The organism is Paracoccus sp. P2 (assembly GCF_046335115.1).
Lineage (GTDB): Bacteria > Pseudomonadota > Alphaproteobacteria > Rhodobacterales > Rhodobacteraceae > Paracoccus > Paracoccus pantotrophus.
The window spans coordinates 1-768 of record NZ_JBGOSN010000175.1 but is presented as its reverse complement, the minus strand read 5'-3'; the positions used below and the strand labels follow the sequence as shown (position 1 = coordinate 768).

General features: G+C 59.9%; 1 protein-coding gene. It reads left to right on the top strand.

Annotated elements, in window-relative coordinates; translation table 11 throughout:
* The first annotated feature begins 173 nt into the window (after window positions 1–173).
* Window positions 174–746 carry a hypothetical protein gene (locus ACDP63_RS25075; protein ID WP_147278001.1) on the top strand — a complete coding sequence of 191 codons (573 nt, stop codon included), beginning with the start codon at window positions 174–176 and terminating at the stop codon, window positions 744–746.
* Window positions 747–768: the final 22 nt, after the last annotated feature.

Here is a 768-nt window from a genome sequence, read left to right as displayed (position 1 = left end):
CTTGAAGGGTACGCTCACCGGGCAAGTCAGCCTTCGCCCCGCAAACGAAACTCGTTGCGCTCTCATCCCGACATCCCCCGGATGCAACAACGGGCAAGTCAGCGGCGGTCCCTCATCCGAAACCCGGCCTGTCACCTTCAGCTTCGACACCCGGCTTGAAGAGCTTGACTGAGATGGCTGGACCTGCCCTTGCCCGAACTGCGGCCCTGCTGCTGATCGCTACGGCAACGTCAGCACTGGCCGGTGAACCGCCCAACCCGGTCTGCCACGCGGACGTCTACCGGGCGGGTAATTTCGATCTGCGACAGATTGGTCCGCTGATCGCGGGAACATGGACCGAATCCGCTATCGGAACGAGTGTGGCAATAGGCGTTCAGGAGAGCACCCTCGAGATTATTTATGATCGGAACCGCAACCGATTGTATCTGGGTTCGGACGGCATTCAGACCGAACTGGTGCCGGTTCGAGGTGGCAACAAGCCGCTGCGCTTTGACTTTGTGCGTGGCGAAGCAATGGACCCGCAGTTTTACATGTTGACCTCAACGGGTTCCGAGCCCCCCGCAGAGCCCTTCGAATGGGCTTTGGTTCAGGATTGCCCGATTGCCTCGGCGCCGCAATTCGAATGGCAATTCGGCACCGGTGCGCGGCGCTCGGACGGGATCATCAGTTTCTTCTCGGCCAATGAGGCGATGGGAACAAAACGCAATTCGGCGCGGGGCGTCCGCGAACAGCTGATCAGCCGATAGGAATGCCAATGAAGGTGCTTGT

Excerpts from the sequence above, each read along its gene's own strand:
- ACDP63_RS25075 (WP_147278001.1), top strand. The coding sequence starts at position 174 with ATGGCTGGACCTGCCCTTGCCCGAACTGCGGCCCTGCTGCTGATCGCT.